This is a genomic window from Fischerella sp. JS2 (assembly GCF_032393985.1).
In the GTDB taxonomy this organism is placed as follows: domain Bacteria; phylum Cyanobacteriota; class Cyanobacteriia; order Cyanobacteriales; family Nostocaceae; genus Fischerella.
This window is the reverse complement of sequence record NZ_CP135918.1, coordinates 620,147-647,144: the sequence shown is the minus strand read 5'-3', so window position 1 is coordinate 647,144 and position 26,998 is coordinate 620,147. Positions and strand designations below refer to the sequence as shown.

Genomic DNA, 26,998 nt, shown 5'->3' with positions numbered 1-26,998 from the left:
ACAGCTTTTGACGTACTGCCCTTTTACTGTATTTAAACATTCACACTATCCAAAAATTCGAGTACTACCTTGGCAATTTCTTCTGGTATTTGGTTCATCATGCAAATAGTTCCGTTTGAGAACTCGACAACTTGACCATGAGGAATTGCTTGAGAGAGAAAATATCTATCTTTTGCTAATGCTAAACCTAATCGCTCAAATTCTTCCATATCATCAATTCCCCAAAGAATAAGAGTTGGATTTTTAATTAAACTAAATCTTTCTGCTGCCTCCATGCAATAATTTCCCACAGCCCAAACTGCATATAAAGGATAGCCAAAACATTTTAAATCATCTAGAACCCATCGATGATTTAACTCAGCAGAACCTATGTACCTTGCACGAGCTAACCATCTTTCCATCAAGTGCGAACCATCTTCTTTAATGACGAAACCTTTATTAAATCTCCTCATTAAATTGGCTTTTCCAACTTCACCAAAGCCAGCCACATTACATATAATTAATTTATTAACACGTTCTGGGTAAGCTACTGCTACTTCTCCAGAAACAAAAGCACCCGTATGGTTTCCTAGAATGTTTGCTTTTTCAATTCCTAGTTCATCAAATAACGCAATTACTGTTTTAGCGTAGTCTGCTATTGAATACAATCTCGGTGGTTTATCGGAATCACCAAATCCCATAAAATCCATCGCTATCACACGGTACTTTTGTGCCAAGATGGGCATTAATTCCCGATATTCGTCACTGCTGCGGGGATTCATATGCAGTAGTAAAAGGGCTTCTCCCTCACCACCAATTCTGTAGTGTATCTGTCCATCTTCAGTATCTAAAAATGCTCTTTTAATACGTTGGTTCATGTTTTACCTACAGTTTTACCTGTAGAGTGAGCATTGCCCACCCTAATTAACTACTTAAGTTTTTATAGCGATTTTAAATCGGATGCAATATATACCTCACCCCCAGCCCCTCTCCTTAGCAAGGAGAGGGGTGGCTGATAGGGTGGGTGAGGTTCCGTTGGTTGTACCACACTCAAACGGTAAACGCTATATTTAACTTTAGTAGAACTTACGCAAAATCTCTCTGAAAGCTTCTTTCTTCGTGTTCTTTGTGTCCTATGTCCTACCCTACGGGAAGCCTATGAGCGCGTCTACGTGGTTCGTTTTTCCGTTACTACTGCGTAGTCCTATTTAGATAATTGAGGTTGTGGTGTCATTTTCAATATTTCCCGCGCCTGTGTTGGCGTTGCTACCTCGCGATCAAGCGTATGTGCCATCTTGACAACCATTTCCACTAATTCGCCATTGTGCGGCTTGCCAAAGCGGCTATAGGGATCGTCTCCTAATCCAATACCAACGTGTCCTCCCATAGTAATTGCCCAGGCTGCCAAACGCATGACATCTCCATTCCAGCACATCACCAACCATTGATCACCTGCGGGAATAGAATCTACAACCGCCTGTAAATTGGGGAGTGTTGGCAGAATGCCACTTGGCATTATTTCTCCTGTGAAGACAAACTCCCAAAAAGTATTCCGTGACAGGAGTCCCATTTCCTGAAAGCAGCGTGCTGTACGAATTTGTCCTACATCCCAACAGACTGTACCCACAAAGATGTTATTTTCTTTTAGTATTTTCAGAACTTCCTGCATATAAGCACGAGAACTTATATGTACTTGATCGTAGGTTTGAAATTGCTTTGTCTGTGGGTTCCAAAAGTCTATATTCAGCGACCCAAACTCTATAGGAACCATATCAACTCCCAGGGTTGGGTCAATTTTCGCTGCTAATATGTGCTTGACGCGATCGCTGACCTGGCTTTGTTTTGTAACATAATTAAGTGTTGGATTGATAATCAAATCAGTCTTTTCTCGAATTCCTTGAATGGCTTCAAGATACACTTCAACATTACTAATCCACTCACCGTTAACTGGATCACGCCCATGCCAATGAAAAATAGAGGCCCCCGCTTCCCAAGCACGAACAGCTTCCCTGATGATTTCCTTTGGACTGTAAGGGCAATTAGGATTATCCTGGCGGTAATCTGAATCATTGCAGCGACATTCGATAATCAACGGTATTTCCCTATTCATCCTCTTTTTCCCCTCAAGTGCATATTTTTTCTAGTTAAGCTTGACAACCACAAGGGTTATCCGGTTTTCTTTGTGTATTTGTGCCTTGGTGGTGAAAGAATCTTTTTTGAAACACTAAGACACTAAGACACAAAGAGGAAAATAGCCATCTTTACTAAGATTAGGGATTCCTTTAAAATTAGCTTCCACCTTGTAGTCTCTGCTTTACTTCGTCTGCTAAATTCGCCAGCGAAACTTCCACTTGTTCCCCACTTTTTAAATCTTTTAGCGAAGATTTTTGCGCTGCTGCTTCATCAGCACCAATAATTACGCAAAACTGAATTCCTTGTTTATCAGCTAGTTGGAATTGTTTACCTAATCCCCGCTTATCAAAGCTGGTGATGACATTAATTCCTGCCTTGCGTAAATCTTGTGATACTTTGAGGTAAAGTGGCATTAATTCTTCTTGCAAATTTACCACCATTACCTGTGCGGTTGTCGGAGCTAAAGTATTTAAAATCCCAGCTTTGATTAAGCGACTCATTAACCGGGTTAAGCCTATAGAGATGCCCACACCAGGCATTTTCTCGCCTAAAAATACTCTCACTAATTCTTCGTATCTACCACCAGAACAAATACTTCCCAAGGCTTCATGTCCTAGCAGAGTTGTTTCGTAAACTGTTCCGGTGTAGTAATCTAAGCCACGAGCAATTGATAAATCAATACAGAAACGATTTTCAGGAACTCCTAAGTTACGAACCCCTGTAATTACTGTTTCTAGTTCGGTAACTCCCAGGTTAAATTGCTCGGCTTCTGGCATGATTTGAGCTAGATGTTTGAGTTTATCTAGCATATCGTTTACTGTGCCTTTAATATTAATAAACTCAATAATTTTCTGGGTTTGTACTGGTGAAATTCCTTCTTTTTCTAACTCCTGTTTGACTTTAGCTTCACCGATTTTTTCTAGGTTATCAATGATGCCGATGCAAGATTTAATTTTGCTTTCTTCAATTTCTACAGATTGAAAGAAACCTGTAAGAATTTTACGGTTGTTGATGCGAATTAAAAAATCACCAATATTGATAGCTGTAAATATTTCAGTGATTATAGCAGGCATTTGAGCATCATAGAGTAAACTCAATTCTCGACGACCTACTACATCAATATCACACTGACGAAATTGACGGAAGCGCCCATCTTTTGCCCGTTCGCCGCGAAACACCACATCCATTTGGTAACGAGCAAAAGGAAAATTTAAATCATTAAGGTGACGAGCAATATATGCTGCTAAAGGAACTGTTTGATCAAATTTTAATGCCCGTGCTTCTGAACCACTTTCTCCTGCTTTCTCTTTTTCTGCTTGGCGATTAGGTGGCAAGATTGGCTCAATACCATAAATAATATTGTCGCCTTGATTACCTTTAGCTTGCAGAACTTCTAACCTTTCAACTGCGGGAGTTTCAATAGGAGTAAATCCGTAACTTTCAAAAACTCTACGGATAGTATCAATTAAATATACTTCCAGGCGTTTTTCGCCGGGAAGAAATTCTGGAAAACCACTAGGAGTAGAAAAGTTAATTTTTTCGCTTTTTGCCATAGATTCAATTTTGTTAGTGGTTAGTGATTGGTGGATAGTAGTTACAAATCAGTTAACTGATAACTGATAAATGATAATCAACGCATCCGTTCCTCTTGAATCAGGGTGCGTTGAAATATTCGATTATCTTTAAACCATTGCCAAGTACGGGCGCGGTAGTTATTGCAAGGACTAATTTGAATCATTTCATACAAGTATGTTCCTGGCATTCCCTTATATGAAAACCACAAAATAATCGTATGATCATCTACTTCCCAAGCTTTGCCTGCAATGCGTTCTGTATCAAACCAAATTGCTCGATCTCGGTAAGTTGCAGGAAATTTATGTTCTTCTTTTCTACCATCAGCCCAGTTATAGCGATTAGTTTGGTAGTAGGAATAAGGGCTATCTACTGGAAATTCACAGGTTAAGTGAGATTGATGCTGATCAAGAATTTTTCCTTGTGTATCAACTAGTATATACGTACCTGTCCAATCTCCTTCATGACGGGCCAAAACGGGCATTTCTTCTCGAATGGAAGACACGATCACCCTCCTTTTATTTATAGCGATTTGGCAATAACCATACAAGCATGATACCTGTGACTAACCCACTTCCAGTCCAACCACTACCATAGGCGATCGCACCTGCCATTTGTGCATTTATTTTCATTGCTATAGTTTGAAATCCCAAAGTAAATAGCGCTGCTAAAGCCCCATTGACGAATCCTCCGACGCTACTACCCAGAATCCACCACCATGCTTGTTGGCAATGACGGCTTAAAACCAGCCACTGGGCTGCTCCCAATATCGCGAAGGTAATAAACTGATTTACAATATTGAACCAGAAAGCTTCCCAAAATTTGCTGACTGCCAATAACATCTCTAAAAGGATGGGATTGAGAATTTCTCTTGTCACAAGCGTTACTGGAATACCCAAGTACCAACCTACAGTAGTAACTAAAACCCACCAGCCTGCTTGTCTTATGTAACGCCGTAAGACAAACCATTGGGCAACTCCAAGAATAGGGCCAGTTAAAACTAAGGTTGCAAAAAACTGGAATCCACCCTCTTCAAAAGCACCAACAACAGCGCCACCTACAGCATTAGCCAGTACCCACCACAACAATAGTTTTCTCTTGTTAACCATCAAACCACCAAGGATCAGAAGCGGAATTTGTTTTAATTAAGAAGGCTTTTTTCCGCACAAACCGCATCAATGCAGCAGTTCCCATGCGCGAACCACCTAAACCGGAGTATTTGAAAGAATTTTTTTCTCCCTCATATATAAGTGCAGTCAGACCTGCATCATTAATACAAATAGCACCTGCATCTATATGTTCGGCAACTGCTAATGCTTCTGCTTCGTCTGCTGCAAATACTGCTGCACTTAGCCCATAAATCGTATCGTTTGCCAAGTTAATTGCTTGTGCTGGTGTCGAAAAAGCCATGACTGGCATGATCGGGCCAAATGTCTCCTCTGTCATTATTTTCATTGTGTGATTAACTTGCGTGAGAACTGTCGGACGACACCACCATCCTCCCCCACTGTCTTCTACTTTACCCCCGCAGTGTACAACTGCTCCTTTTTCTATAGCGTCTAGCAAATGCTCACTAATAATTGCGGCTTGTCTCTCGGCAATGATGGGGCCAATTTCACCACTTTCTAATTTAGGGTAAGCTAATTCCAAACGTTGGGCTTTAGTGACGAGTTGTTCAACAAAAGGTTTAAAGATAGATTCTGCAACATAGATGCGTTCAATGGAAAGGCACGACTGACCGGTGTTGACGACGGAACCCCACAAAAGCGCTGAGGTAGCTAATTCTAAATCAGCCGATTCCAAAACGATCGCTGCATCTTTGCCTCCTAATTCTAAAAAAGCTGGGATAAAGCGTCTTGCAGCAGCTTCTGCAACTTTTCGCCCTGTGGCTACACTGCCTGTAAAGCAAACTAAGTCTACATTTTCGATCAAGTTAGCACCTGTTTGACCTGCTCCTTCTACAAAAGTGAATACCTCCCGTAATGCAGGAACAGCATTAATAGCATTTAATAGCGGTGTCATAAACCGGGGCGCAATTTCGCTGGGTTTCACAACTACAGCACAACCTGCTAGCAGTGCTGGAATCACATCCATAGTTGACAGCAACAATGGCAAGTTCCACGGACTAATTACCCCCACCAGAGGATAAGCAACTGACCTTTGTTGCAGTTTGATAAATGGTACTGCTGTCTGTTTTTCTGTTTCTTCTAGTAACTTTGGTGCTAATTTACACCACTTATCAATATTAGAAAGAAACGAGTCTATTTCTAGTACTGAAATTGACAATCTACCTGTATCAGCAACTAAGGCTTCAGTGAGTTTATCCCGCCCTGCAATAATAGCTTGCTTCCACTGTTGCAAAGCAGTAATTCGCCCTTCTATACCGAGTTGCTGCCAGCCTTTTTGCGCTCTCCGCAAACGATTGCATAGTTGTGCCAAAAGTTTTGGTGGCGGCGGTATGATTACGTAATCATATTTCCCCGTACGGGGATTACGAACATCTATTGGTTTGGTCATTTGTTATTGGTTAGTAGGTACAGACGCGAGGAACATCGCGTCTGTACATTAGTAGTTAGTAGTTATTTCCCGCTCCTCACACCCCCCACACCCCCCACACTCCTCATACTCCCCACCTCCCCATCCTCAAATAACTCCCAATTTGGCTAAACGCTCAATAGTTTGTTGCTGAGTTTGGATGAAGTGTTTGCGGTCTACTTCTTTACCCAGCATGGTGTTTGCAGGATAAAAATTTGACTGACGGTAGCTGTCTGCGTATAGTTCAAAGCGCTGGCGGGAAAGTAAATTATTTAACCCTGGACGACGGCGATCGCTACGCAAAGCTGCTAGGTTGATTTCTGCAAAAGCTGCCATGCTTTCCCCTGCTCCTGTTTCAGCTAGAACTAATCCCCGGTAATCGATAATTTTAGAACCACCATCTGTGGAAGCTTGCGGAATAGGAGTATTGACGATACCAGCAGTATTTGCTGAGACAACGTAGGCTATGTTTTCCACTGCCCGGCAAATTTTAGCAGCTTCTTTAGGCGCACGCTCTTTCCCATAGACTTCTGATGTTGAATGCAGAAAAATCTCTGCGCCTCGCATTGCTAAACATCGCGCTACCTCCGGGTACAAAATTTCTTCTGATGCCAAAGCAGCCAAATTACCTATTTCTGTTTTCGCTACGGGAAAAACACCATCCAAACCATAACAGTCAAGATACTTATCCCAAACATCATGGGGTGTCGGTGCAAACATGGAATTTAAGCGCCGATAACGCAAAACCACTTCACCGGATGGGTTAATTACAAAGCATGTTTGAAAGTACAGGTCTTGAAAATTAGGATCAAGTTCGTAGGCATTACCAGCAATAAAAATTCTTAGCTTCTGAGCAATTTTACTGAGGCTTTCATACTCTGCACCCCTTATTTCTAAACAAGCTTTTTCCGCCCAAACAACAAACGTCTCTCCCATAGGAAAACCTGTGAGAAAGTACTCTGGTAGGACAATTAAACGACAGTCAGAGCCAATAAAAGCGATACTAGCAGCAATTTGTTGTCCTAAGCGCTCAATAGTCTTTTGCATTAAACAACGAGCTTCTTGACGATCGCCTGCTTGGTTAACTGCATAACATGTCACTTGGAGGGCCAAAGCGCGGTATGAGTTGAGTGTACTAGTATTTGCTGCCATAAGATTAATTCTGTGATTTCAACAGATGCCTTTAACCACCCCACAAGAAAAATAGTATCCTTACGGATAACTGAGAGCTTAGCAGTAATGGTTTTATTATGAATGCGATCGCTTTTTTGTCGCTGAGTTTGCTGCAAAACTTTATCAACTTAATGTATTGTAAGGTTTTAGTAAGTCGCTCATTGTACAATAAATTGTTGTGCAGCTAAGGTATGGGTAGGCGTGTGATTTCAAGCTTGTCTGTTAGCACTTCATGTCACATTGTTTTGAATTGGTGGTGAAGATAGAGTCAATATGAACCAGCAATTGCCTCAGTTCATCCACCGCGTTGTTGATCGTTTGCAGTCAGTTCAGGGAGTTACAGCGATCGCTTTAGGTGGTTCAAGGGCGCGAGGCAACCATACACAAAAGTCGGATGTGGATCTAGGAATTTATTATCACCCAGAGAATCCGCTTGATGTGATTGCTCTAAATCACCTCGCCTTTGAAGTTGACGACAACCACCGCGCAAATTTAATCACCCCAATTGGTGAATGGGGGAAGTGGATTAATGGCGGTGGTTGGCTAAAAATAGAGGGTGTCTCTGTAGATTTTCTCTATCGTGATCTGGTTCAGGTTAATCGTGTCATTGGTGATTGTAAACTCGGGCAAATCACAATTGATTACCAACCAGGACATCCCCACGGCTTTGTGTCCTCTATTTATATGGGTGAAGTTGCCAATTGTCTGCCACTTTACGATCCGGATGGCGTTTTAAAGGCTTTAAAGGCTAAGACAACTCCCTATCCGATTCAGCTTAAACAAGCAACTATTAATACTTTTGCCTGGGAGATTAGTTTTTCACTATTCATTGCACAAAAGGCAGTTGCACGCGGTGATGTTGCCTATGCAGCAGGTTGTTGTTTCCGCAGTGTGGCTTGTATGAATCAGGTATTGTTTGCACTTAATGAACAGTACTTATTGAATGAGAAAGGTGCGGTGGCAATTGCCAACAGCTTTGCGCTATGTCCACCGAACTATCAACAACGTGTTGAGTCAGTGTTTGCTGCCTTAGCAGTTGATGCAAAATCAATAATGGATGCGATCGCAATCCTTGATGGTATTGAGCATGATTTGAGTCAATGGTATGGTAATCGTCGGTTAGAGGTGGGGTAGAAATCAAAGCAGGATTTGTCTAACTGAGGTTGAATAAATTTAAGTATGGGCGAGAATATTTGGTGCGATCGCATGGCTGAATATAAGTAATACCAATTTGGAATAAAGAATGCAACACACCAATAGCATCAAACCCCTCCCCAAGATCGGGAAGGTTTAGGGAGGAGGGTAGAGTTATCTATGTCCTTAAACATTTTTTGAATTGGTATAAGTTCTTGTCTGAATGGAGGTTTTTATTTTGCCCAAAGCTCTAGTTAATGAGATTGAATTGTTTTATGACATTTATGGAACAGGTGAACCATTACTATTAATTGCCGGATTTGACTCTGACAGTTCAAGTTGGTCAGTGCTAATGCCATTTTTGGTCAAACATTATCAAGTGATTAGGTTTGATAATCGTGGAGTGGGGCAAAGTTCTGCACCCAAGAGTCTCTACAGCATTCAGCAAATGTCTGTTGATACTATTGCTTTGCTTGACTACCTGGAAATTTCTCAAGTACATGTAGCTGGTCATTCGATGGGTGGCCAAATTGCCCAAGAACTGACACTAGCACAGCCAGAAAAAGTTAAAAGTCTTATCCTGCTATCATCTTGGGCAAAAGGAGACAGTAAGTTTCATGCAATCATAGAATTGTTTGGTGATTTGCCCTCTAAATTAGATGCGGTGCTTTATCAAACTAGCTTATTGCCCTGGTTATTTAGTGACAGATTTTATGCAACTCCAGGGGTAATCGAACAAATTATTAACCAAATCCGGAAGTACCCATTTTTACCAAAACCCCACGCGCTTTATCATCAAAGCCGAGCTATTCTCAACAGCGACACTTCCAAACGTCTTGCCAGTATTTATGCTCCTACCTTAGTGATGGTAGGTCAACAAGATATTATCACACCGATAAAATTTTCTGAACACCTGGCTCAGGGTATCCCGAATGCTGAACTTGTTATGCTTGAACAAGTAGGACATGCTTGTTTTATAGAGTCTCCAGAGATCGTGGCTCAGAAAATGCTCAAATTTTTAACAAAGCACTAGGATGAGTGATGTTACCAATGTTGAGGTATACCATGTCTAGTCTGTCGTCTGTTGAACATAATCCGTTGCTAGGAACTTGGAAACTGATCTCAGCAACAGCCATTAACCCGGACGGAACGATTGATTCTGAGGTATATGGTTCTCATCCAACTGGCTACATCACTTATACTCCTGAGAGGCGGATGATGGTAATTTTTTCTCAACGCGATCGCTTAGCGCTTACTGGAGACATTCGTTCACCCTTTAGCAAAGAAATCAAATCTTTACCACCACAAGAGTGCCTACAGGCATTTTCCACATTCAATGCTTACGCTGGAATGTATACAATAGAGGGCAACACGGTGACGCATCATGTCGAGATAGCTTCTATTCCCAATCGGGTTGGTACAGACTTAGTTCGTACTTTTACATTGAATGGGAATCAAGTTACGCTGCAAACACCACCAACTAAAACTGCTGGGGTCGAAAAAGTCTTTGAACTGGTGTGGGAAAAAGTGGAGTCTTAATCAGGTAGGATTGGGATCAATGTAGTTATTGAGGTTTTGTGTCGTAACGACAGGAGTTTGTGATCTAACGACAGGAGTTTGTGATCTAACGACAGGAGTTTGTGATCTAACGACAGGAGAGTTTGTGATCTAACGACAGGAGTTTGTGATCTAACGACAGGAGTTTGTGATCTAACGACAGGAGTTTGTGATCTAACGACAGGAGTTTGTGATCTAACGACAGGAGTTTGTGATCTAACGACAGGAGTTTGTGATCTAACGACAGCTAAGTAAGTCGTGGGAATAAACATAACTATATTACGAAAAGTAAACACGCTTGTAAGGGCAAAGCATTTGTATGTATATCTTGACATCAAAATAGAATTTACTATTACAAATGCTTTGCCCCTACCCAATGACCAATGACTTTGGACAAATGACGATCCCAACGAGTTAGCTTTATTTGTGCTGACTTACTTATACCAATTAAAAAAAGAATGCAACACATGAATAATTGTGAAACCCCTGCCCAACCCTAAACAAGACCGCTTAGGGTATTGTTAGACGAGTGGGGTTATCTGCCCTTAAATATTTATTGAATTAGTATTAATTGTGAAACAACTATCTTTTAGTTGATCTTGATTTTCGCACAGACTTAAAATTGCTTATATTTACATAATTTTTAAATAAATATACGCTCATCCTATGAAGCTTAGCCTGTGCATGATTGTTAAAGATGAAGAAAAAGCACTACCCAAATGTCTGGGCAGCGTCAGAAATGTGGTAGATGAAATAATAGTACTAGATACAGGTTCAACAGATAGCACCGTGCATCTAGCCAAAAAATTCGGTGCAAAGGTACATGAATTTCAATGGTGCAATGACTTTAGTGCAGCCCGAAATGAAGCTTTAAAATACGTCACAGGTGATTGGGTTCTAGTTTTAGATGCAGATGAAAGTCTGGCACAAAAAGTTGTACCCCAACTGCAAGAGGCGATTCATAGAGAAGAATATTTATTGATTAATCTAGTTCGTCAAGAAGTAGGGGCAGTACAATCTCCGTATTCCCTAGTTTCTCGTTTATTTCGTAATCATCCAGATATTTATTTTTCTCGCCCTTACCATGCTTTAGTTGATGATAGCGTCACCAAGATTTTATCCAAAGAACCACAATGGCAAGTAGGTTATTTGCAAGGTGTGGCAATTCTCCATTCTGGTTATCAAAAAGATACTATTAACCAAAACAATAAATATGCCAAAGCCCAAGCAGCAATGGAAGAGTTTTTAGCCACTCATCCTGATGATCCTTATGTTTGTAGTAAATTGGGGGCATTATATGTGGAAACTGGGAAAATTTCAGAAGGTGTAGAGTTATTGGCCAGAGGAGTAACTACCGCAGAAGACAACTATGATATTTTATATGAACTCTACTATCATTTAGGCATTGCTTACAGTCGAGTACAAAATTTAAAACAGGCTGTTGCCCATTATCAAGCAGCAATTAAATTACCTATTTATCCCATGCTTAAGCTAGGCGCATACAACAATTTAGGTAATTTATTTAAAATAGCTGGAGATTTAAATCATGCCAAAATTGCTTACGAAAATGCTTTGAAGATTGACCCTAATTTTGCCACAGGACATTACAATTTAGGGATGACTTTTAAAGCAATGGGTTTATATACTGATGCGATCGCTTGCTATCAAAAAGCTATAGGGATCAATCCTAACTACGCTGATGCATATCAAAATTTAGGAGTTGTGCTACTAAAATTAGGTAACTTGCAGGCTAGTTTAGCAGCCTTTGGAAGAGCGATCGCTTTACATGAAAAGAATAATCCCCAAGAAGCACTGCGGCTGCGGCAAGGATTGCAAGAAATGGGGTTGATTTCGAGTCAAACTTTCAACTAATAATTTATAAATAAAAAAAATCCTAAGCCTCTACAGGAAGCTTAGGACACTCAATAAATGGATTGCTTCTAAAATAGCAAATTTCAGGAAAAATGTAATTTTTTTTTCCTTATGTGTAGTATTTCTAGACTTCTTCCGTAGTCACAACATCTTAGCCTTTGCCCCGGCACTACACATAGGCTCGTATGATGAAGATATAGAAAAAAGTAGCCAAATTTTAACGGCATCACATGGGCAGTATTTGGGAACTTGATTTTTACTCCCGTCCAATTTTGGACGAAAATCAGAAAAAAGTTTGGGAAGTTCTAGTGTGCGAAAGCCCTTTGGATACGCGCACAAAAGTTGATTCTTTGTTTCGCTATGCTCAGTATTGTCCCAGTACCCAGGTAAACTCCGTATGGCTGCGGACGGCTTTACAAGAGGCAATAGACAAAGCAGGAGAAGCGCCAATTAAAATTCGCTTTTTCCGTCGCCAAATGAATAATATGATTACCAAAGCCTGTAGTGATATTGGAATTCCCGCACAGCCAAGCCGTCGGACTTTGGTACTGAATCAATGGTTGCAGCAGCGAATGGAACAAGTGTATCCCCAAGAACCAGGGTATCAGGGTGGGGTAAATCCCTCGGTACGTTTGGAAGCACCTTTACCTCAACGCTTACCAGATGCATTGGAATGGCAACAGTGGGGATTTGTGACTTTGCCAGGTTCGGAATTTGCGGATATGTCTGAGTGGGAAATTGATTTTGGTGAAGGATTTCCCTTGGAATTAGCACAAGTTTCTCCTGAAACTAGCATTCCTGGAATTTTAATTTTCTCACCCAGAGCGCTACCTCTAGCGGGCTGGATGTCTGGGTTGGATTTAGCTTGGTTAAGATTTGACGACAGTCCACAGGGAGGAAGATTGCTTTTAGAAACAGGTGCTACAGAAAGTTGGGTTTTAGCGAATCTCAAAAATCCTCAAATTTTAGCAGAAGCCAGAAAATTTGAACAAGCCAAGCAAAAAGCCAACGGAGTACATTTTATCGGGGTGCAGTCTGATCCCCAATCAGAATCTTTTGCAGGGTTTTGGCTGTTGTGTGAGATCAATCTGTCCTAAAGTGAATTGGGGAATGGTTAATGTTGGTGGTTGCTGGTTAGTTGTTGGTGGTTAGTGGTTATTTCCCACCCCTCATACCCCTCACACTCCTCATACTCCCCCTATCTCCCCACCTCCCACTCCTAACTCACTGCCAGTACAAGTTATGGTGTCTAAAAAGTTACCAAAAGATACACTTCCAGAACAGCTGCTGGAATTAGCCTTAAAATCCGGAGCAGAAACTGCTGAAGTGTATCAGTCGCGATCGCTGTCTCGCCCAGTATTTTTTGAGGCCAACCGTCTCAAGCAGCTAGAAACTAGCCAAGCTGAAGGTACAGCGTTAAGGCTGTGGTACAACGGGCGTCCAGGACTGGCAGTAGCCTATGGGATTGTGGAACCACAAGCTTTAGTAGAACGTGCTTTGTCTCTGAGTCAGCTAAATCAACCCGAAACCTTGGAATTAAACAGTAACTTCCAGCCCTTTTACCCAGACTTAGGTCAAGATGTACCAGTAGAAAAGTTAGTTGAGTGGGGCAAAGAAACGATCGCCCTCATTCGTGACGTTTACCCAGAAGTTCTTTGCAATGGCGACTGGGAATGTGATGTGGAAACTACTAGACTTGTGAATACTAAAGGTCTAGATTGCTACTACACTGACACTACTCTCAGTTGCTATATCTCCGCTGAATGGGTACGGGGAGATGACATTTTAAGTGTTTCTGATGGTGAAACCGAACGCGGCAACCTGCAACCGCAAAAACTGGCTCAGCAAATTTTACAGCGTTTAGCTTGGGCAAAAGAAAATGTTCCACCACCTCATGGTCGTGTCCCAGTTTTGTTTACTTCTAAAGCTGCTGATATGCTTTGGGGTACTGTGCAAGCTGCCTTAAATGCTAAACGTGTTTTGGAAGGGGCTTCCCCTTGGGCAGAACGCATTGGTAAGTTAGTAGTTTCTCCCTCCCTTACTCTTTACCAAGATCCCCTAGCGGGACCCTACAGCTGCCCTTTTGACGATGAAGGCACTCCGACTCAGCCTATAGTATTTATCCAAAACGGAGAATTACAAAATTTTTACTGCGATCGCACCACTGCTAGTCAGCTTGGTACTTTTTCCACAGGTAATGGTTTTCGTCCTGGTTTGGGTAGTTACCCCACCCCTGGTTTATTTAATTTTCTTATTCAACCCGGTTCGGGATCACTCCCAGAATTGATTGAATTACTTGATGATGGCTTAGTTGTGGATCAAATGTTGGGTGGTAGTGGGATTTCTGGTGATTTTTCGATCAACGTAGACTTAGGCTACCGTGTGCAAAATGGTCAGGTAATAGGACGGGTAAAGGATACGATGGTGGCAGGTAATGTTTATACTGCACTCAAACAATTAGCGAAATTAGGTGGCGATACTGATTGGAATGGTTCTTGTTATACTCCTTCTTTAATTGTGGAAGGATTATCTACAACTGGTAGAAGTAATTGAATTTTTTAATCCAAGCATAGACGTTCAAATTCTCAACCAGTATTGTTTCTGATGCCAAGTTGATTGCACATTAAATAAACTCACTAGAGACACTTGTATAGGAATAGGGGAAAGGAAGGAGAAACGATATTTCAAGTAGTGTCAGCTTTCTATGCGGAAAAGTGGTTAAGAATTGTGAAGCTATAGACTAAGCATGTTTTTGGTGAGAGGAATCTAACTGTGCCAATCAAACGCATCATTGCAGGTTTAAATGAGTTTCATGACAACTATTTCATTACACACCGTGAATTGTTTGAACAGTTGTCTCATGGTCAAAGCCCCGAAGTTCTATTCATCACTTGTTCTGACTCGCGGATTGATCCTTGTTTAATTACTCAAAGTCAGCCAGGAGAACTGTTTGTCATTCGTAATGTTGGTAATATTATTCCTGCCTATGGAACACCCAAAAGTGGGGAAGCAGCAGGCATAGAATATGCTATTGAAGCTTTGGCAATTAAAGATATTGTTGTTTGTGGTCATTCCCATTGTGGAGCCATGAAAGGACTTTTGCAAATAGGCAATTTAGCTCAACAAATGCCTTTAGTTTATGACTGGTTAAAGCAATATGCTGAGCCGACTCGCCGTCTAGTTTTAGACAATTATCCAGATTACCCAAATGAGAAGCTATTGAAAATTGCTATTGAGCAAAACGTTTTAACTCAAATAGAAAATTTAGAAACATATCCAGCAATTCGCTCAAAGTTGCATAGTGGTCAACTGACTCTTCACGCTTGGATTTATGAAATAGAAAGTGGAGAGGTGTTTGCGTACGATGCTCATACTGGTAAATTTAAACTTTTAGACAATCGACCCTTTCCTGTACCAAATCCTCTAATTGGTGTATATTCAGAATCGTAAATTTATTGAAAAAATAATGGCTGATGGGTATTATATTTATAATATCTATTAGCCATTTTAGTTTGAGATATAGGACTTTGATTTTGGAAAAAACTCAGCACATGTTTATTCCTTATTGTCCTCTGTTAACAATCCTCTGTCTCTACGATAATAGTAAAGATTAAGTAGGGTATGTTACGGCTGTGTAAGAATTTGAGCGTCCCAGAGAGTAAAAATTAGCCGTAACGCACCACTGGTCTGGCGGTGCGTGACGCGGTGTTCTAACGCACCCTACAACTTTCTTCGTGTTCTTTGTGTCCTTTGTGAGTCCAGCCCCCTAAAAAGGCAGTTTCCGTTATGTAGACGCGCTTTGCGCGGCTTAAGGTAAGGGTAGGGGGACTAGCGAACCCGAAGGGTGGTTAGTTTTTCCGTTACTACTGTGTAAGTCCTAATTAATTTAAAAACAATGAATCCTGACAATGAAAAGTAAAGACAACCAAAATAAAAAATCTAATTCTTCAAATATAGATGAAATGAGAGTGAGGCCAGCCTCTCAAAAAACAGGAGTTTTACCAAGGTCAATTGGTAGAACATTTAATAAAATTAAAACTGATTTTTCTCCACAGGCAGAAGAGCAGTATCGTAGAAACTTTCGTATTTCTCAACAAAGAACAAGAACAGCAATACGATTTTTAATCATACTTATTGTTGTACCACTTTTAACTCAATATTTATCTAAACAATTATTGATCAGCCCTATTGTTGAACGTGTAAGAGGTGAAAATATATCTCAAATTTTCCTCAATGAGGAGATGGAAGAAAAAGCCCTACAAGAACTAAAATTTTATGAAGAAGAACTGAGATTTGAAAGTTTATTGCGTCAATCTCCTGCACTTTCTTCAGAAGCTATGGAAGCAAAGGTGAAAGACAAAGCCAAAGAAATTGCTGAAAATTCTCGGCAGCAAACTAGGAATGCTATTAGTAATGTGTTTGCTGATTTGGTATCACTAATCGCTTTTGCTTTGATAGTAGCTACAAGCAAAAGAGAAATTGTCATTGTTAAATCATTTATGGATGAGATTGTTTATGGTCTGAGCGATAGTGCTAAGGCTTTTTTAATTATTTTATTTACAGATATATTTGTAGGATTTCACTCCCCACATGGTTGGGAGGTGATTCTAGAAGGAGTGGCAGAACATTTAGGATTACCAGCTAGCAGAAATGCGATATTCTTATTTATTGCTACCTTCCCGGTGATTTTGGACACAATATTTAAATACTGGATATTTCGTTATCTCAGTCGTTTATCACCTTCAGCACTAGCTACATTAAAAGAAATGAATGAGTGATTATTGCTTATGCGTGCAATGCTGTTAGAAGCGCCGCGTCAACCTCTGCGGTTAGTTAATTTACCTGTGCCAAAACCTCATCCCGAACAGGTACTGATTCGCATTCATGCTTGCGCTGTTTGTCGTACAGATTTGCATATTGTAGATGGAGAACTAACACACCCAAAACTACCTTTAATACCTGGACATCAAATTGTGGGTGTTGTAGAAGCAGTGGGAGAACAAGTAGAAAAATTTCATGTCGGCGATCGCGTTGGTGTTCCTTGGTTAGGTTACACTTGCGATCGCTGTCGTTACTGTGTCTCTGGACGAGAAAATCTTTGTGATTATGCCGAGTTCACAGGTTACAACTTAGATGGCGGCTATGCTGAGTATACTGTTGCCGACCACCGCTTTTGCTTTGCCATTCCCGAAGGATATCCCGACTTGCAAGCCGCACCATTATTATGTGGTGGGTTAATTGGCTACCGTGCCTATAGAATGACTGGCGATAGCGAAAAACTCGGTTTTTATGGTTTCGGTTCTGCTGCCCATATGTTAATTCAACTGGCGCGTTATCAAGGGCGTCAAGTCTTTGCTTTTACTCGTTCTGGCGATACTCAGGGACAAGAATTTGCCCGTCAGTTGGGTGCTGTTTGGGCGGGTGGTTCTGACGAGTTACCCCCAGAACCATTAGATGCAGCAATTATTTTTGCTCCTATAGGTAAGTTAGTACCAGCTGCTTTGCGTGCAGTTACTAAAGGCGGTGTGGTAGTTTGTGCTGGTATTCACATGAGTGATATTCCTGCTTTTCCCTACGAAATTCTTTGGGAAGAAAGAGTTTTACGTTCAGTTGCTAACTTGACTCGTCAAGACGGAGAAAAATTTCTCGCCTTAGCACCCAAAGTTCCCATTCACACAGAGGTCAATTTATTTAATTTAAGTGAAGCGAATGAGGCTCTAGATGCTCTTCGTAGTGGTAAAATCGAAGGCTCGGCTGTGTTGGTAATTGATTAGGTGGGTGTAGAAAAATTTCATGTGGGCGATCGCATTGGTGTTTTTTGATTAACCTGAGTTCAACATGCACAGAGAATACTATCGCCTACCAGTCTTAGAGAAGACTATCATATATACGTATCTCTACTTTTATGCTGATTTTATTGAAGTAGGAATTAGCTACAGTTACAGATAAGTAACTGTTTTATATTTTCCCATCTATGCAGCTGAAGCTTCACAAGAAAGTAGTTAAAGAAGTTGAAGCCGCGCTCGTTATTGATCCGGTTGAATCAGCTAAACTGGTAGGACTGCGTTACGTTAGCGACACTACCCCAGGTATTCAACGACAGCGTGTAGGTAAAGAATTTTGCTATTTTGATGCTAAAGGTAAAAAAATCTCTGATCAGGCAGAACTAAGTAGAATTAAAGCTCTTGTGATTCCACCTGCTTGGAGTGATGTTTGGATTTGTCCGCATCCCCAAGGACATTTACAAGCGACGGGAAGAGATGACAAAGGACGCAAGCAGTACCGTTATCATACCCAATGGCGGCAAGTCCGCAGTCAAACGAAGTTTACACGTATGATTGCCTTTGGCCAAGCACTACCTAAGATTCGCCAGCGTATACAACAAGATTTAGCACTGCGAAGTTTGCCAAGAGAAAAAGTATTGGCAACAGTAGTCAAGCTTTTAGAAATTACTAAAATTCGGGTAGGTAATCAAGAGTATGCCCAAACAAATAAATCTTTTGGTTTAACAACCATGAGAGACCGCCATGTTGATATCTCTGGTTCTAAATTAAGATTTAAATTCCGGGGTAAAAGTGGCGTAGATCATGAAATTGATCTGAGCGATCGCCGTTTAGCAAAAATTGTCAAAAGCTGTCAGGAAATCCCTGGACAAGAATTATTTCAGTATCTTGACAGTGAGGGGAATCACCAACCGATTGACTCTGGTGATGTCAATGATTACTTGCGTGAAATAACTGGTATGGACTTTACTGCTAAGGATTTTCGTACCTGGTTTGGCACTGTTCTGGCAGCGCAGGAGTTATATGATTTAGGAACATTTGAATCACAAACAGCAGCCAAAAAAAACGTTACCCAGGCAATTAAAAATGTAGCTCAAGAATTAGGTAATCGTCCTGCAACTTGTCGGAAATATTATGTACATCCAGGCGTAATTGAAGCATATATGGATGGCTCGCTTTTGCCAACTATGGAGCAAAAATTGCAGCAAAAGCAAGCCATCTCATCAACAGAATTAAATCCACAAGAGCAAGCAGTAATTGAAATTCTCTCGCAGGCAGTCTTGGTATAGCTTGAGCAATAACCAAAAACCTGGCTGACTCTAATAGAGTAGGAAAATGTTAAACATTAACATTATGCGATGCACTAGCACCTGCTGCTTTTCTAGGGATAAGCAACCCATAGTAACCAGCAGCGATCGCAGCTAAGGCATTGAGCCAAACATTGTTACCGAACAGAGGCATTAAGCCAAACATCGTTTTACCAAAAGGCAGTAATCCCATGATGGCGATGATGATATAGGCAACTGCAAAAGTCGCGTTGAAAAGTCGCGCACTAGTGGCACTGGTATAGGAAGCAATTCCTAACAAACCCACTGCACAGTGTACAAGGTTATGCAAGAAGTTAGTGGGAAAAAGTCCAAATACGTAGCCAAATCCCGCAGAATAGGCTCCAGGAGCAACATCAGCAGGAATATAAGATGCTGTTGTTCCTGGTAGTGAAACAAAAGCTGGTATAAATCCAGCCAGACCTAGAATGAGATAGAGAATTCCGATAGTTAAAGCACAGTAACGCTCTGTCATTTTTGCCGCGTTAATGTTTTCCATTGTATTACCCCTAATTTGTGGAATAGACCTTTGGTATGAATCTTTAAAAAGAAGGCAGAAGGCAGGAGGCAGAGGGGGTAAGGTTTTTTCATACTTGGTGGTGAAATTTTTTATCGAGACTTCCCTCTTTGTGCCTACCTACAGAAGCTGCTTTGCGTCTACGTACTTCTGCCTTGCTTTTGTAATACTTTCCATTCAACTCAAATACATTTTATTTATCTCTATCAAAAGGAAGGATTGAAAATTACCAATCGGTATCTTTATTTCTATGCCAGACTCAGGTTTTAGGAGTTGCAAAGTTAATTTACTGTGCAACTGTTACGCTACTACTTCACAAGCAGCCGCGATCACTTTTTTAGCTGGATTTTGCCGCCGATGCTCAAAGCCTAAAGTTTTTCTGTTCGGTTTTTTCTGACACGAGCCACTAATAACTACTTTTTTAGGTCAAATCTCTTCTAATCTGAGTTAACGCCTGTTGTAAACCTTCACTGTGAATCCAACCAACAAACCCGCCGTAAATCATTCTGTCACTGCGATCGCCTAAAAAAACATGGTCAACGCCAAGGAGGTTTTGCCAAGTCCTCACCACTGTCCCATCCCTGAGCCTCATAATTGGATGAGAACTCTTAAAATCTCTGTGGTGGGCGCGAGTCATACCAGGGACATTTTCTAAAATAGCGATCGCTTCTTTAGCATCATCTGTTGTACTAAAGTTAACCACCGTTGTACAACCGCATCCGTCAGTGACAGTCGTCTTGAGTCTATCTTTCATGTCACCATCAAACAGCGACAAAGACTCTATCTCTTCTAGCAATTTGCCATGTGGTTCATTCTGTCGGCGCTGGCAATAAATTGCTGTGAGAAAATCCTCAAGACTGACTTTTGCCAAAGCATCGGTAATCAAACCTGTCAGTCCCAAAACTGCAATTCCACCCAATATACCCGCAGGCCCACCCAGAAAAGCTAAAGCTGCTGTAATGGCTGCTGCACCTGTTAAACCTGTAGCTGCCATTGTGATGACTAATATCACACCAGGTAAACCTAAAGCTGCTACTTTTTTGACAATTTCATCCATCAGTATATAACCTCTAGTAAAATGACTTCATAGAAGCGATCGCACTTCTTCAGAAGCCATTTTACTATCAAATATCAAGTATATTTTTACACTATTCTACAGTTACGCTCTTCGCAAGATTACGGGGTTGGTCGACATCTAAACCACGCCGGGCGGCGATATGATAAGCCAGTAATTGTAAGGGAATCACCGTCAGGATGGGAGAAAGTAATTCATCTACAAAGGAGACAGGAATTAAATCATTAAAAATTTCTCCTGCTTCTCCATCTTTAACGGGGGTAACGCCAATTAAGCGAGAATCACGGGCTTTGGCTTCTTGGGCGTTGGAGATCACTTTTTCATAGACACTACCAGGCATAGCGATCGCTACTACTGGCACTTTTGCATCTAGTAAAGCAATGGGGCCATGCTTCATTTCTCCGGCTGGGTATCCTTCCGCATGAATGTAGCTGATTTCTTTTAATTTCAATGCCCCTTCCAAAGCAATCGGGAAGTTTATCCCCCTACCCAAAAAGATAAAATCTGTGGTTTCAGCAAATTCATGTGCTAATTGTTCAGTTAATTTTTCCTGACTTTCCAAAGTTGCTTCTATTTCTTTGGGAATCTGTCGTAATCCTTTGAGGATATCTTCTAAGCTGTCATGGGGGAGGGTTTGGCGACTATAAGCCAAATCCAAAGCTAAAGCGTAAAACGCCATCAATTGAGCAATAAAAGTTTTGGTCGCTGCTACTCCAATTTCAATACCAGCAAGGGTATTAATAATATGGGGAACTATATGCCCCAAACTACTTTCGGGACGATTAGTGATGCCTAACAGTCGCGCTTGATACTTTGGTTCTCGACCCTGGCGACGTTCCTGTTCCATTGCCAAGGCTGCTAGTGTATCAGCAGTTTCACCTGATTGAGTAACGCCAATAGTTAGGGTATTGGGTGTCAGGGGTGAGGGAGCGTAGCGAAATTCAGAGGCATACTGTACCTGAGTAGGAATTTGTGCTAGTTGTTCGAGTAAGTATTTACCGACTAAGGCAGCGTGCCAACTAGTACCACAAGCTACAATTTGAATTTGTTCTATATCTGCGTAAAATTCACTTGGTAAACCAATATTAATTGGAGAATTTCTACTGTTTTCTGGATGCCAATCAGTGTTAAAGTACGCTTCTAAAGTTGCCCGCACTACTCCTGGTTGCTCATAGATTTCCTTGAGCATGAAGTGCTTGAATCCTTGTTTTTCGACCATCATTGGATTCAAACTGAGTAAGCGGGGGTGTTTTTTTAACCTCTGACCAGCAAAGTTGTAAATTTCTACGCCCAAAGGAGTAAGACGGGCCAATTCGCCATTTTCTAGGGGTAGTACTGCCCTAGTATAGGAAATAATCGCTGGAGTATCGGAGGCGCAGAAAAACTCTCCTTGCCCAAAACCAATGACTAGAGGAGCCTGTTGACGAACGACAATTAATTCATCAGGGTAGTCAGCACTGATAATCGCGATCGCAAACGCACCTTGTAATTCGTTAACAGCTTTTCGCACAGCCTCCAAAAACAGAGAATCAGAATCAATCTGTCCCAAGGCCATTTCTTCCTTGAGAAATTGAGCGAGAAGGTGGGGTATAACTTCTGTATCTGTATCTGAGCCAAACTGATGTCCTTGGTTTTTAAGCTGTTCGCGTAGTTCGCGGTAGTTTTCCACAATGCCATTTTGTACCACAGCTACGCGCATTGCTGTATCCATATGGGGATGAGCATTATACTCTTCTGGTTTGCCGTGGGTAGCCCAGCGAGTATGACCAATGCCAATTTGGGCAGGAGTTTGTAAATGTTCTAACTTGGAACGTAGGTTAGATAGTTTGCCTTTAGCTCGGACACAATGAACTTCTTCTTCCCAAATCGTAGCAACTCCAGCAGAATCGTAACCTCGATACTCCAGTTTTTCCAGCCCAGATAAGAGAATTTCTGTCGCCGCTTGAGTTCCTACATAACCGACGATACCGCACATTACTCACACCACTACAATTTTCAGGATGATTAAATCCAGTATAGATGCTAAGTAGGGGGGAGTGAGGAGGTGGGGAGATAGGGAGGTGGGGGGAGTAGAGAAATAATTATTAACTACTAACCACTAACTACTAATGTACAGACGCGAGGAACCTCGCGTCTCTAACTACTAGCCAATGATAAATGACCAATGACAGTTAATATAAATGCTAAGATTTTTTAATATTTATAAAATACTATAAATTTATAGGATAGACATTTTTCACCCATCTGAATAGAGAGGCGATGTAATGTCTACCCTACCCTTTAAAAAAGTTTGCTAATTAATAAAGTGACTGCTCCCACACCGACCTGACACAATTAGGTATGGTGTGGGCTTTTTCTGGCTTTTAATAAGCCAGACCCATGCTGCGAGTTGTTTCCGCTCCTAGATAAACCCGGATGCTCAAGAAGTCAGTGGGACAAGCAGTTTCACACCGCTTGCAACCCACACAATCTTCTGTACGGGGGGAAGAAGCTATTTGTCCAGCTCTACAGCCGTCCCAGGGAACCATCTCCAACACATCTGTTGGGCAAGCGCGGACACACTGGGTGCAGCCAATGCAGGTATCGTAGATTTTTACGGTATGAGACATTAAAAAACTCCTAAATGAGGTGTTCTTCTGGGCGAAAGAATCATATATCAAGGCTTAGTTTACCGCAGTGGCTTAGCTGTCGTAATCAAAAGGCTACATAACTTTAAACAACGTAATAGGATTGGGGAACTCGGGGTCGCCACGACCGTAGGGAGTGGGGATTAGGGGCAACGGGGATTGGGGTGATCGGGAATCTGGAGGATTCCCCGAGTTTTATCGGAACTTGTTCTGGCGATAGGTATAAAGCCTGACGGTATTCTTGCTCAGCCTCTTTCACCTTAGATAAGACACAGAAGCTAGCACAAACAAGTTAACTTGGTGTTTGATTATGCTAGTAATGTAAAGGAAGTAAATGATAGCAAGCAAATTGCCAGCAGTAAATTAATAAATGCTGCAAAAATTAAAATCAAAAAGCTTTTTCCTTTCATAGGATAACAGCTAAGAGATTTTTTATAAAATCAACGGTTGGTAGGATACTACCAAAAATTACCAACAAGATACCAACTGATTTGGTAAAGCTATGCCAAGAAAAGAACAAGGATGGATTACATTTCAAACCTCTGAGGAGGAGCGAAAAATGCTGGAGGAGTTTTGCCAGCAATCTCAACGCACAAAAACAGAGGTTCTACGGGAATTTGTACGCAGTTTGAACAAAGAGTCTCCAGTATCTTCAGTTTCTCTAGCCCCATTACCAACTCTGCCCAAAGAAGAAGATGCTAGCACTCATTCATCAGAAGTTACTACTCAAAAGAAACCATTAAAAGTTAGTTCCCGAAATGTTCTCAAAGGGGTTGTCACCAAAATTGTGAATGGGCCAGTCAATAGTGAAGTAACACTAGAGATTGTTCACAAAGTCCAGCTAACCTCTGTGATCACCAAAGTCTCAAGTGAAGAATTAGAGCTGGTTGTCGGAGGAGAAGCCTATGCTGTAATTAAATCTACAGACATAGTAGTTGCCAAAGATTGATACTCTCCTGAGTATATTTCAGGTAATTCTTAGTTCGCAATTAAAATTACGGCGTTGCATATTTGTGGGATGATTTTATTTTCTCTTTTAATTGAAAAATTCTTGGCGTTCTTGGCGTCTTGGTGAGTCCACTTGCCGTCTTGGCGGTCTCCGTCAGGTAGACGCAAAGCGGCTTCCCGTAAGGGTTGGCAAGGTGGCGAACCCGAAGGGCAGTTCATTATTCATCCTCATTTTATGCAAGCCAAAATTAATGTTAGAGATTGTTTATAAAGTAAATCTTAAGTTTATAGCATCTGTTGAGTTAAACGTCGTAGCATCAAGCGTGTCATAGCTGCACAAATAACAGCCTCATTGATTTCAGGTAACTGCCCATAATCGATGACCAATCGTCGTTGTTGATAAACCAAGCGAAAGTACGTTCAACTACCCAACGATGAGGTAACACCTCAAAGGTTTGACTTTGGCGTTTGACCACTTCTACCTTAGTGCCAAGTAAATTCTCAACTGCCTGAGCAAATCGCTGATCACTGTAACCTTGATCAACTCAAATCAGAACTAAACGAGGTAGAAGCTCGACCAGTTTAATGATTGTCTACTCGGCATCCGTTAAGTCGCTCAGATAACTTTCACCACCCCGCATTGCTCTGTCAGTAATAGTATTATTTATGACTCTTAATCCTTTTGCCTTACACCCTGGTTTTCTTTAACTTCTTTTTATAAACAATCTCTTAGCCTAGCAGTGTTTACTAATTTTTGACTCTATAATCCTTGGTGTCTTTGTGCCTTGGTGGTTAAATATCTCGAACCAAAAGTCACCAAAACACAAAGCTTTTTCGGACTTGAGTGTAGATTCACTTTATAAAAATTATTTAGAAAAGTTAGGTTCTTTGATTTCAGGCCAATTCTCAAAATTTCGTCTTACCCAATCCATCCCAACTTCGTTATTAAGCTTAATTTTCTGAGGAGTATTTGGATAAATTTTTTGCAAAATATCTGTATCTTGTTCGACAACAACTTTGGCAAAGTTAAGAATACTTTTACTAAATATTTTAAATACTGGATGTTTAGGTTTTCCAAACATTAATATATATGTACGTGTTCGCATTTGTGATTCTGGGATAAATAAATGGCATTGGGCTACTTTACCAATCGCTGTTTCACCATGAAAAATGACTAAAGACGGAAAGTGATTTTCTAAATGCGCTTTCAGTTCTTTTGGTAATAACAGCAAATCTGGCTTTTTAATTTTTGCACCTAAGTTTGTCGGTGCTGTTGGCATATTATAAAAAGCGTGAGATTCATGCCCGTTATCGATAAATTGATCAAAGTTTACTTCTGTGATCCGAAAAAGAGGACGATGAGTACCATTTTGATGGTTATAGTCATGCATATTCAGCAGCATAGACAGTAAATCTGTCTTGACGCTTGTGTCTGCTGTATAACCGATAAAGTCATACTCAACAGCAATTTTATTTAAAATATTAGGAATTTGTGCTTTTGGTTCTTGTCCACCATAAGACCAAATAAAATCTCCTTGAATAATTAACTCCAATGGTTGCAGTTGTGATAAGGTTTTCTTTTTTGAACCAGGCAAAATAGTGCAACCTTCACTGTCAAATTCTAAGGCGTGAAACGGACAAACTACTACGCTACTTTTATCTTTTTTTTGCTCACACCAACCTTCTGATAACATTGCTCCCATATGGGGACAGGCGTTTGGTAAGGCGTTAATTTTACCTGTTGCATCTTTCCACAGGACATAGTCTGAGCCGTAGAGAGAAAATTTTTTCGGCTTATTAATCTCCAACATTGATTTATGTGCCATTAACCAGGGAGCGCCAGACAGCATAGATTTCATTTGATTATCCTTTTATTAATTAATTTTTTAATTAGTATGTATCAGTATAGTTTATAGTGTCAAGTATTAATTAATTTTTTAATTAAATCTATAATACCAATGTATCAGGATAGGCTATAAAAGCACGTTCGTAGAGAGTTTTGATAGTAGTGGTTCGTTCAGCTAAAATAAGACACTCGTCTAACAACAGTCGTTCAGTCCGAGATCCGGAGGCGACAAAAAAACATATTTTGGATGCAGCCGAAGCAGAGTTTGCTAAGCGTGGGTTGAGTGGCGCGCGCATAGAGGCGATCGCTAAAGGTGCTGGCGTAACTACAGCGATGATCCACTATTATTTTGAGAATAAAGAAGGGTTGTATAAAACAGTGTTGCAACGTCCGGCAACGGAAATGCATGATATGCTTGAGCAACTTGATCTCGAAAAATTACCACCCCAAGAAGCACTGAAGACTGTAGTGAGGGTAGCGATCGCTTACGAAGCGGCTCATCCTTTTCGGGGAATGCTCTGGTTTCAAGAAGCAAATCAAAATCAAGGCAAATATTTTAAATTAGGCAACTGGCAAAAAACCTTTGCCTTCATTACTAAAGTATTAGAACGGGGTATGGCAGAGGGGATTTTTCGTCAATTCGATCCGTTTCTCATTTGTTTACAAATTGCTGGTATCTGTACTTTTTACTTTAATGCTCATGAGAATATTAAACATCTCACACCAGATGTTGATAGGCTGAGTTCAGAAATGGTTGAAAAATATACTCAAGAAGCAATTAATTTAATTTTGGCAGGAGTGGGAGTTGAGATGGGAGATGGGGGAGTCAGAGGAGTGTGTAGACGCGCAAGCGACTTCCCGCAGGGTGGAGTGGGGGGAGTGTGAGGAGTGGGGGGAGAATAACTTAATGACAATTGACTCT

At 41.0% G+C, this 26,998-nt stretch carries 26 protein-coding genes; 12 read left to right on the top strand and 14 right to left on the bottom strand.

All coding sequences use genetic code 11. The annotated features are described in order from the left end of the window. Nucleotides 1-32: 32 nt before the first annotated feature. The 7 genes from RS893_RS02785 to RS893_RS02755 form a co-directional block, all read right to left on the bottom strand. Nucleotides 33-857 carry an alpha/beta hydrolase gene (locus tag RS893_RS02785; protein ID WP_315789734.1) on the bottom strand — a complete coding sequence of 275 codons (825 nt, stop codon included), beginning with the start codon at nt 855-857 and terminating at the stop codon, nt 33-35. Nucleotides 858-1,183: 326 nt separating this feature from the next. Beyond that, the gene (locus tag RS893_RS02780; RefSeq protein WP_315789733.1) at nt 1,184-2,089 is read right to left on the bottom strand and encodes a 3-keto-5-aminohexanoate cleavage protein; all 906 of its coding nucleotides are present in this window, start codon (nt 2,087-2,089) and stop codon (nt 1,184-1,186) included. Between the two features lie 178 nt (nt 2,090-2,267). Next, entirely contained in the window at nt 2,268-3,665 is a 1,398-nt protein-coding gene (gene hisS, locus RS893_RS02775) for a histidine--tRNA ligase (protein WP_315789732.1), read from the bottom strand. A 77-nt stretch (nt 3,666-3,742) separates the two neighbouring features. Then, nucleotides 3,743-4,189 carry a DUF3598 family protein gene (locus RS893_RS02770; protein ID WP_315789731.1) on the bottom strand — a complete coding sequence of 149 codons (447 nt, stop codon included), beginning with the start codon at nt 4,187-4,189 and terminating at the stop codon, nt 3,743-3,745. A 13-nt stretch (nt 4,190-4,202) separates the two neighbouring features. After that, nucleotides 4,203-4,793, bottom strand: a complete 591-nt coding sequence (locus tag RS893_RS02765) for a hypothetical protein (RefSeq protein ID WP_315789730.1) — start codon at nt 4,791-4,793, stop codon at nt 4,203-4,205. Continuing rightward, nucleotides 4,786-6,201, bottom strand: a complete 1,416-nt coding sequence (locus RS893_RS02760) for an aldehyde dehydrogenase family protein (protein ID WP_315789729.1) — start codon at nt 6,199-6,201, stop codon at nt 4,786-4,788. The genes RS893_RS02765 and RS893_RS02760 overlap by 8 nt, the downstream gene beginning before the upstream one ends. Nucleotides 6,202-6,327: 126 nt before the next feature. After that, nucleotides 6,328-7,371: a nitrilase-related carbon-nitrogen hydrolase gene (locus RS893_RS02755; RefSeq protein WP_315789728.1), complete on the bottom strand. Its 1,044-nt coding sequence runs from the start codon at nt 7,369-7,371 to the stop codon at nt 6,328-6,330. 294 nt (nt 7,372-7,665) lie between these two features. Here RS893_RS02755 and RS893_RS02750 point away from each other — a divergent pair, with 294 nt between their 5' ends. From RS893_RS02750 to RS893_RS02705, 10 genes are all read left to right on the top strand, one after another. Continuing rightward, a complete protein-coding gene (locus RS893_RS02750) occupies nt 7,666-8,526 on the top strand; it encodes a nucleotidyltransferase domain-containing protein (protein ID WP_315789727.1) in 861 nt (286 codons plus the stop codon). Nucleotides 8,527-8,764: 238 nt separating this feature from the next. Beyond that, nucleotides 8,765-9,559 carry an alpha/beta hydrolase gene (locus RS893_RS02745; protein ID WP_315789726.1) on the top strand — a complete coding sequence of 265 codons (795 nt, stop codon included), beginning with the start codon at nt 8,765-8,767 and terminating at the stop codon, nt 9,557-9,559. 32 nt (nt 9,560-9,591) lie between these two features. After that, complete coding sequence (locus RS893_RS02740; RefSeq protein ID WP_315789725.1) at nt 9,592-10,065, top strand: lipocalin-like domain-containing protein; 474 nt, start codon at nt 9,592-9,594, stop codon at nt 10,063-10,065. Nucleotides 10,066-10,767: 702 nt separating this feature from the next. Continuing rightward, nucleotides 10,768-11,955 carry a tetratricopeptide repeat protein gene (locus tag RS893_RS02735; RefSeq protein WP_315789724.1) on the top strand — a complete coding sequence of 396 codons (1,188 nt, stop codon included), beginning with the start codon at nt 10,768-10,770 and terminating at the stop codon, nt 11,953-11,955. Between the two features lie 230 nt (nt 11,956-12,185). After that, complete coding sequence (locus tag RS893_RS02730; RefSeq protein WP_315789723.1) at nt 12,186-13,052, top strand: Tab2/Atab2 family RNA-binding protein; 867 nt, start codon at nt 12,186-12,188, stop codon at nt 13,050-13,052. Between the two features lie 145 nt (nt 13,053-13,197). Continuing rightward, nucleotides 13,198-14,508, top strand: coding sequence for a TldD/PmbA family protein (locus RS893_RS02725; protein ID WP_315789722.1), 1,311 nt, complete (start codon nt 13,198-13,200; stop codon nt 14,506-14,508). A 219-nt stretch (nt 14,509-14,727) separates the two neighbouring features. Beyond that, a complete protein-coding gene (locus tag RS893_RS02720; RefSeq protein ID WP_315789721.1) occupies nt 14,728-15,405 on the top strand; it encodes a carbonic anhydrase in 678 nt (225 codons plus the stop codon). 458 nt (nt 15,406-15,863) lie between these two features. After that, complete coding sequence (locus tag RS893_RS02715) at nt 15,864-16,733, top strand: CemA family protein (protein ID WP_315789720.1); 870 nt, start codon at nt 15,864-15,866, stop codon at nt 16,731-16,733. A 9-nt stretch (nt 16,734-16,742) separates the two neighbouring features. Further along, complete coding sequence (locus tag RS893_RS02710; RefSeq protein ID WP_315789719.1) at nt 16,743-17,729, top strand: zinc-dependent alcohol dehydrogenase family protein; 987 nt, start codon at nt 16,743-16,745, stop codon at nt 17,727-17,729. 200 nt (nt 17,730-17,929) lie between these two features. Further along, nucleotides 17,930-19,027: a DNA topoisomerase IB gene (locus RS893_RS02705; RefSeq protein ID WP_315789718.1), complete on the top strand. Its 1,098-nt coding sequence runs from the start codon at nt 17,930-17,932 to the stop codon at nt 19,025-19,027. A gap of 49 nt (nt 19,028-19,076) precedes the next feature. Here RS893_RS02705 and RS893_RS02700 read toward each other — a convergent pair whose 3' ends face one another. From RS893_RS02700 to psaC, 4 genes are all read right to left on the bottom strand, one after another. Beyond that, complete coding sequence (locus RS893_RS02700) at nt 19,077-19,562, bottom strand: DUF4383 domain-containing protein (protein WP_315789717.1); 486 nt, start codon at nt 19,560-19,562, stop codon at nt 19,077-19,079. A 439-nt stretch (nt 19,563-20,001) separates the two neighbouring features. Then, entirely contained in the window at nt 20,002-20,637 is a 636-nt protein-coding gene (locus RS893_RS02695) for a hypothetical protein (RefSeq protein WP_315789716.1), read from the bottom strand. Nucleotides 20,638-20,728: 91 nt separating this feature from the next. Beyond that, on the bottom strand, nt 20,729-22,630 hold the full coding sequence (gene glmS, locus RS893_RS02690; protein ID WP_315789715.1) for a glutamine--fructose-6-phosphate transaminase (isomerizing): 1,902 nt from the start codon (nt 22,628-22,630) through the stop codon (nt 20,729-20,731). 388 nt (nt 22,631-23,018) lie between these two features. After that, nucleotides 23,019-23,264, bottom strand: coding sequence for a photosystem I iron-sulfur center protein PsaC (psaC, locus tag RS893_RS02685; protein ID WP_009458117.1), 246 nt, complete (start codon nt 23,262-23,264; stop codon nt 23,019-23,021). 520 nt (nt 23,265-23,784) lie between these two features. On the opposite strand from psaC, the gene RS893_RS02680 reads away from it, so the two are divergent. Then, nucleotides 23,785-24,231, top strand: a complete 447-nt coding sequence (locus tag RS893_RS02680) for a molybdopterin-binding protein (RefSeq protein WP_315789714.1) — start codon at nt 23,785-23,787, stop codon at nt 24,229-24,231. A 29-nt stretch (nt 24,232-24,260) separates the two neighbouring features. On the opposite strand, the gene RS893_RS02675 is transcribed toward RS893_RS02680, so the two are convergent. The 3 genes from RS893_RS02675 to RS893_RS02665 all read right to left on the bottom strand — a co-directional run bounded on the left by RS893_RS02675 (nt 24,261) and on the right by RS893_RS02665 (nt 26,080). Beyond that, nucleotides 24,261-24,449, bottom strand: a complete 189-nt coding sequence (locus tag RS893_RS02675) for a hypothetical protein (protein ID WP_315789713.1) — start codon at nt 24,447-24,449, stop codon at nt 24,261-24,263. A gap of 107 nt (nt 24,450-24,556) precedes the next feature. Then, a complete protein-coding gene (locus RS893_RS02670) occupies nt 24,557-24,706 on the bottom strand; it encodes a hypothetical protein (protein ID WP_396336417.1) in 150 nt (49 codons plus the stop codon). Nucleotides 24,707-25,096: 390 nt separating this feature from the next. Continuing rightward, nucleotides 25,097-26,080: a Rieske 2Fe-2S domain-containing protein gene (locus RS893_RS02665; RefSeq protein ID WP_315791847.1), complete on the bottom strand. Its 984-nt coding sequence runs from the start codon at nt 26,078-26,080 to the stop codon at nt 25,097-25,099. A 158-nt stretch (nt 26,081-26,238) separates the two neighbouring features. On the opposite strand from RS893_RS02665, the gene RS893_RS02660 reads away from it, so the two are divergent. After that, nucleotides 26,239-26,961 (top strand): TetR/AcrR family transcriptional regulator, encoded by a 723-nt coding sequence (locus RS893_RS02660; RefSeq protein ID WP_315789711.1) that lies wholly within the window; start codon nt 26,239-26,241, stop codon nt 26,959-26,961. Nucleotides 26,962-26,998: the final 37 nt, after the last annotated feature.